This is a genomic window from Paeniroseomonas aquatica (genome assembly GCF_030409335.1).
Taxonomy (GTDB): Bacteria; Pseudomonadota; Alphaproteobacteria; order Acetobacterales; family Acetobacteraceae; genus Belnapia; species Belnapia aquatica.
Genome location: NZ_JAUFPN010000288.1, coordinates 1 through 5,476 on the forward strand (window position 1 = coordinate 1; position 5,476 = coordinate 5,476).

A 5,476-nucleotide genomic window follows, 5' to 3' on the forward strand; every position below is an offset into this window, starting at 1 on the left:
GCATCGAGCGGAGCAGTGGCCAGAGGCCCGCCCAGCCGGACCAGCAGAGGCGTCAGGGAAACGAGGAAGCACGGACACCCGAGAGCCCGGCCATGCCGTCCCAGGCTATCCCCGCACTCTCGCTACGCGCAGCGGCACCTTCGGGACGTCGGACAGCGCCGCGCTTCACTGAGACCGACGCCGGGGCGGACTTCGCTATGGCATTGCACCAAGCCGGGCTGCGCTTGACCGGGTCGGTGGAGATGGACGGGAAGATGCACCGGGTTCCTGTAGAGGGCGACCGGAAGGGGCAGAAGTCGGGCACCTACGTCGGTCACCTCGACGGCTGGCCGGCAGGCTACATCCGCAACCACAAGACCGGGACCGAGATCCGCTGGAAAGCCGATCGGCTTGTCTGGCAGATGGCTCCGGCCGAGCGGGCGAGGTTCGCGGCCGAGGCGGCGAGGAAGTCCGCGGCTCGGGCGCGTGAGCGGCAGGACATCCAGGAGCGGGCAGCGAAGATGGCGCACCGGCTATGGGCCGCGGCGGCGCCGGCGACTTCACACCCCTATCTTGCGGCCAAGGGCGTACGGGCGCACGGGCTGCGGCAAGACCAGCGCGGCCGGCTGCTGGTGCCGGTGCAGGGGGCGGATGGGCGGTTGTGGGGCGTTCAGCGGGTGGATGTGGACGGGTCCAAGCTGTTTCTGAAAGGCGCCAGGACCGAGGGCGGGCACGCGCTGATCGGCGGGCGGCCTAGGCCGGGGGCGCCGCTGCTGGTTGCCGAGGGCTACGCAACGGGAGCGACGCTGTACGAAGCCACGGGGCTGTCGGTGGTGGTGGCCTTCAACGCGGGGAACTTGGCGACCGTGGCGAAGGCATACCGGTCGGCCGACCCATCGCGGCCCATAATCATTGCCGGCGACAATGACCACCACCTACCCAGGAAGGCGGTGCCGTTGCCGAACGTTGGGAAGGAGAAAGCCGAAGCCGCCGCAGCAGCCGTGGGAGGTACCGCCGCCCTACCGTCTTTCCCGCCTGGCGACCGAGGCAGCGACTGGAACGATCTGGCACGACGTCAGGGGCATCAGCCAATCGTTGCGGCGGTGCGGGGTGCACTGGATCAAATACAGAAGGTAGCGGCGGATCGGGTGGAACTGGCTGCGGCGGCGAGCAGTCGAAAGGCGCAGGAAGTGCGCCCGCGTGGCCCGCGCATGTGATCGCCGAAAAGGGTGGGCAGTGGGAATAGGTGATGCTGCCCGTTGAGGCTGCTCAGCGCCCATCCCGGTCATTCAGCCGCGCTAGGCAATCGTCCGGAAGCGGACGCTTGGTTGGCCACGGAGGCGGTCCGGCGCATCGGCATCCGCTACGCGATCGAGCGGGACATCCCGGCCAACTGGCGGCGGAACGCACCGCCTCACGCCAGGCCCGCGCTGGTCCCGAGCTGGACGCGCTGCACGCCTGGCTCACGGCAACGCTGGCCAGGGTGCCGGGCCGAGGTGGCCTAGCCGCGGCCATCCGCTATGCCCTGTCGCGCTGGACGGCGCTGACCCGCTACCGCAACGACGAACACCTCGCCGCGGACAACAATGCAGCCGAGCGCGCGATCCGGCCGCTCACCCTGGGCCGCAAGAGCTGGCCGTTCTGCGGCTCGGACGGGGGCGGCACCTGGGCAGCCGCGATCATGTCCCTCTTCCTGACCGCCAGGCTCAATAACCTCGATCCCGAGGCCTATCTCCGCCTCGTCCTCGAACGCATGGCAGAACACCCGGTCAACCGTGTCGCCGAACTGCTGCCCTGGAACATCACCAGTGTCACTAATCGCCTGAGCCAGAGGTGACCGCGGGTCAGACCGGACGGTTACACTTCGCCAGCGCAAAACCCGGATTTATCCTGCCGAAATCCCCTGGATGTCCGGAGGCGACGCGCTGCTCCAAGCTCAGCAGGTCGATGTCGAGCAGCCGGTGGATCGGACCCCCGTGCAGAAGTCGCAGCACCTCCGAGACCGCCAAGGTCGCCGCTACCGCGCCCACGAACGGCGCGCCCACGGCCTTGCCTGCGAGCAGCGTCATCCCGCACCGATCGAGCGCGCCCTCCACGAGCAGGCGAGAATAGGCTGGCCGATCCTCGACCGTCTCCGCCGCGGGCGCCACCTTCCAGATCTCGGCGGCCGAACGGGAGCCCGGCAGGACATGTAGGCGCATCGTGCGAAAGTCGCGATGGCCGCGCCCGAGCCCGACTTCAACAATGAAGTCAAAGCCGACCTGGTCGAGCGCCCTGCGTCCCGCGGCGTTATCCAGCCCGCAAAGTGCCACGGCCGGCTCGTCGGCCTGACGCCGGAAGCTCGCGTCGAACAGGCGTTCGTGGATCGCCGTATGAAATCCGCGTGCCTCGGCCCAGGCAGCTATGGCACGGGTCTTCTTCTGCCCGATGAGCGTGGCGTCGGACAGGATCGACGTGCTCTCGGTCGAGGGCGAGATCACGTCGATATCCTGCAGGACCAGCGCGACGTTCTCCGGCTTGGCGAAGGGCAGCAACGCGAGCGCCCAGAGATAGGCCTGCCCCAGATGGCCCAAGCCGATCAGCCACAGGCGCGACGGCAGATAGGTCAGCGTCGGTTCGCAGTCGTCGGGGGCGAGCCAGTCCACCTCTGGGCCGGGCCGCCACAAGGACAGCCCGACAGAGCGCCGCCCCGTGGCCGGCGCCCCCCCGTTCAGGAACAGGTACACTTCGTTGATTGCAAGAGCCGCCGCGAGCATTCCCGCGAGTGGCATCACCGGCCCCGCTCCCGGCCCTAGGTCGGCGTGGCCGGGCAGGATGCCGCCACGCCAGCCTGCTGCGGCGGTGCGGATGCAGAACCCGTCGCGGCGCTGGATCGGACCGCCACCGATGATCACGGTCGGCGCTCCGTCGGCTTTGCCGCGCAGCAGCCCACCGAGGGCCTGAACGGCATCAGCAAGCGTTTTGCCGAACGGAAGCGGCACGGTCAGACCCGTCCCAAGGCTGCCGCTCACGGTCACGCCGCCAAGGAACACGCGGCGGCCCAGCGCCACTGCCGTCAGGAGCGAGGCCTGCTGGACGGGATCGGCGGCGGCTTCGGCCGACATCTCGAGGTGCAGGCGGTAGCCCTTGAACAGCGCCTCAGCCTCCGCGATGCTCTCGGCCGCGCCGCTGTCGATGGCATGCTTGACGAGCCGATGAAGCGTCTCGGCGGGAACGAAATTGGTCATGGCGCGGTCCTCAAAGCCCGATATGGAGGAAGTCCCGGCGGTCAGCGGGCGGCACGGTCATCCAGCGCTTGGCGCCCTCGTACCGGTAAATCCCGATCTCGCGGCGAGGCTGCGGTGCGACCGCGAAGCGGGGCAGGATCAGGGCGATGTGCCCGGCGCGGGAGATCATCGGATGCGCCCGGTCGGAGTCGCTCTGCCTGGACCCGCCGGGGTGGACGTGAATGTCGGCGACCACGGTCAGGCCGCGCGCCTTGCAGAGCGCCCAGAGTTCGCTGAAATAACGCCCGTCGAAGCGGACGATGCCGCTGTCCAGGCGATGCGGGTCGAGGTCGTCGTACAGGGTGAAATCCACGATACGCGCCCGCCCGTCCTCGCGCCGGCCAAGAAGGAATGCGCCGCTCTCGCGCGAGCGGTTGCGGCCGCGCTCGCGCAGACTCGCTTGCAGGCGCCTCCACAGGATCCAGGAGCAGGACAGTTCATGCCGCGGCGCGAAGAGGCGGCGCATAGTCTCGGCAATGGAGAAGTTCATGGACGACCTCCAGATATTGGACGATCCCGTCGGCCGGGCGCCAAATTTTCGACGGCATCTCGTGACGCCAGTTCTCGTGACCCGCGAAGCTCTCGCGATCACACGGTAGGTAGATGGCGGATCCATCCTTCCAGTCGGGCCGGAACACTGCCGAGACCCGTCCGCCCTGACCGCGCGGCCAGAGGCCGAAGGCGAGAATCTGGTTGAGGCCCGCATCCCAAGGCCCGCCGGTCGGCGCCGTCTGCGGATAGCCGGCGCAGTTGAGCCGGAGCAGGTATTCCCGCCCGTCCTTCGCGGTCACTCCGAGGAAGGCGTGAGGCCAGACGGTCTGGACCAGCCGCCAGCGACCGTCGGCCTGACCGAGACGGAACGTGGCCTTCGCCACGTCCGCCTCGAAGGCGCGCTGATCGGGACCGCTCACGCCGCGCCCCCGCTTGCACCGTTGACGCGCTGGTCGGCGACGAGGTCGAAGGCCAAGCCGCACACCTTGCCGTCGGTCAGCGCGCCGATGTGAGTCCCCGGCGCCGACCGATCGTAGGAACCCGCGCGCTGCAGCACGTGCTCGCCGGCCTCCTCGTCGGTCATGGCGAACTTGTGCTCGGCCGCCCAGCGCTTGACCTTCGCCACCGTCGCGCTCGGCGAGAAGCGGCGCTCGACCATCTCGCCGTTGAAGGTCACGGTGACCTCGACGTGGCGGCAGCGGTGGATGTGGACCTTCAGGCCCTTGTGGGAGGCTTGCTCCCTGACGAGCCCATGATCGTCGAGCGGATCGTCCTCATCCTCGAGGAACAACAGCGCTCCGTGGGGAATACCGTGCGCTTCGATCAGGCGCAGCTTCAAAATGGCGAACGTGGCGTCGGGCTCGAGCTCGAGATGCTGGATCTCGCCGAGCCCTTCGCCCTGGTAGAACATGTCGATGGACGTCATGGCTTTACACTCCGGGGATCGAAGTGCGGAGCCGGATTGCCCCTCGTTCGTCCCTCACCTCCTTGATCGGTGGAGGATCGGGAACCCGGAAAGGCGCTTGACCTCGGGCGTTACGCTACGACCAGGTTGCCCTGCGGCGTCGCCGCGCAGATGAAGAAGTGCGGGCACCGCGGACACGTCACGGCGTCGACCTCGGGCGGGAACCAGCCGGCGGCGATCCGCCCGAGCATCTCGTCGCTCTTCGTTCGTCGATGGCCGACCTTCGCCGCCGTGATCGTGACGGCCTCGGCCGTCTCGTCCGTCAGGTGCAGCGCCTGCACCACCACAGCGCCTCCGAAGCGGGCTTGGGCGGCGAGCTGGTAGAGCGTGTATTCAAGCCGATCATACTCGTCGCTGCGCTTCTGGCCGGTGCGCACGCGGCGCACGACGACGCTCCCGTCTGAAAGCTCGGCCAGCTCGTTGGGCTCCACCAGAACGCGCCCGTTCGGAAGGTCGATCGCCAGCGGCTCGGATTCGCGGAACCGCCGCCCCGCCCCGGCGCGGATCAAGGCCGCGACCAACCGCGCCGCCAGGCGGCGGTAGTCGTCGCGGAAGGCGTGCTCGATCGGCCCCCGCTCCTGCCAGATCGCTTCGAAGGCGGCCTCCCCCTCGGCCAGCGTCGGCTCCGACCTGCGCCGGGCGTCGGCAAGCCACCGGATCAGCTCATATAAGCAGTCGTGCGTCTGGGTGAACGCGGTTCGCTTGCGCGCACCGCCGAGCCCGAGCACATGCGTATATACTCACCAGTCGGTAACATAGGCGACACTTGGCGCCC

Annotated in this window: 7 protein-coding genes; 2 read left to right on the forward strand and 5 right to left on the reverse strand. The window is 68.6% G+C overall.

All coding sequences use genetic code 11. The features are described 5' to 3' along the window. The first annotated feature begins 197 nt into the window (after positions 1–197). Together QWZ14_RS29610 and QWZ14_RS29615 are read left to right on the forward strand one after the other, a co-directional pair. Positions 198–1,196 carry a toprim domain-containing protein gene (locus QWZ14_RS29610; protein ID WP_290320664.1) on the forward strand — a complete coding sequence of 333 codons (999 nt, stop codon included), beginning with the start codon at positions 198–200 and terminating at the stop codon, positions 1,194–1,196. Positions 1,197–1,303: 107 nt separating this feature from the next. Next, positions 1,304–1,816 (forward strand): IS66 family transposase, encoded by a 513-nt coding sequence (locus tag QWZ14_RS29615; RefSeq protein WP_290320665.1) that lies wholly within the window; start codon positions 1,304–1,306, stop codon positions 1,814–1,816. A 7-nt stretch (positions 1,817–1,823) separates the two neighbouring features. On the opposite strand, the gene QWZ14_RS29620 is transcribed toward QWZ14_RS29615, so the two are convergent. From QWZ14_RS29620 to QWZ14_RS29640, 5 genes are all read right to left on the reverse strand, one after another. After that, the gene (locus QWZ14_RS29620; protein WP_290320666.1) at positions 1,824–3,206 is read right to left on the reverse strand and encodes a ubiquitin-activating E1 family protein; all 1,383 of its coding nucleotides are present in this window, start codon (positions 3,204–3,206) and stop codon (positions 1,824–1,826) included. Positions 3,207–3,216: 10 nt separating this feature from the next. Further along, on the reverse strand, positions 3,217–3,735 hold the full coding sequence (locus QWZ14_RS29625) for a hypothetical protein (protein ID WP_290320667.1): 519 nt from the start codon (positions 3,733–3,735) through the stop codon (positions 3,217–3,219). Then, a complete protein-coding gene (locus QWZ14_RS29630) occupies positions 3,683–4,156 on the reverse strand; it encodes a DUF7665 family protein (RefSeq protein WP_290320668.1) in 474 nt (157 codons plus the stop codon). Before QWZ14_RS29630 ends, QWZ14_RS29625 begins: the two co-directional genes overlap by 53 nt. Continuing rightward, positions 4,153–4,662 carry a hypothetical protein gene (locus tag QWZ14_RS29635; protein WP_290320669.1) on the reverse strand — a complete coding sequence of 170 codons (510 nt, stop codon included), beginning with the start codon at positions 4,660–4,662 and terminating at the stop codon, positions 4,153–4,155. The genes QWZ14_RS29630 and QWZ14_RS29635 overlap by 4 nt, the downstream gene beginning before the upstream one ends. 110 nt (positions 4,663–4,772) lie before the next feature. Next, positions 4,773–5,429: a hypothetical protein gene (locus tag QWZ14_RS29640; protein ID WP_290320670.1), complete on the reverse strand. Its 657-nt coding sequence runs from the start codon at positions 5,427–5,429 to the stop codon at positions 4,773–4,775. Positions 5,430–5,476: the final 47 nt, after the last annotated feature.

Bases quoted from the DNA above. Each gene is read 5' to 3' on its own strand.
- QWZ14_RS29610 (WP_290320664.1), top strand. From the start codon at position 198: ATGGCATTGCACCAAGCCGGGCTGCGCTTGACCGGGTCGGTGGAGATG.
- QWZ14_RS29620 (WP_290320666.1), bottom strand. From the start codon at position 3,206: ATGACCAATTTCGTTCCCGCCGAGACGCTTCATCGGCTCGTCAAGCAT.
- QWZ14_RS29625 (WP_290320667.1), bottom strand. From the start codon at position 3,735: ATGAACTTCTCCATTGCCGAGACTATGCGCCGCCTCTTCGCGCCGCGG.
- QWZ14_RS29635 (WP_290320669.1), bottom strand. From the start codon at position 4,662: ATGACGTCCATCGACATGTTCTACCAGGGCGAAGGGCTCGGCGAGATC.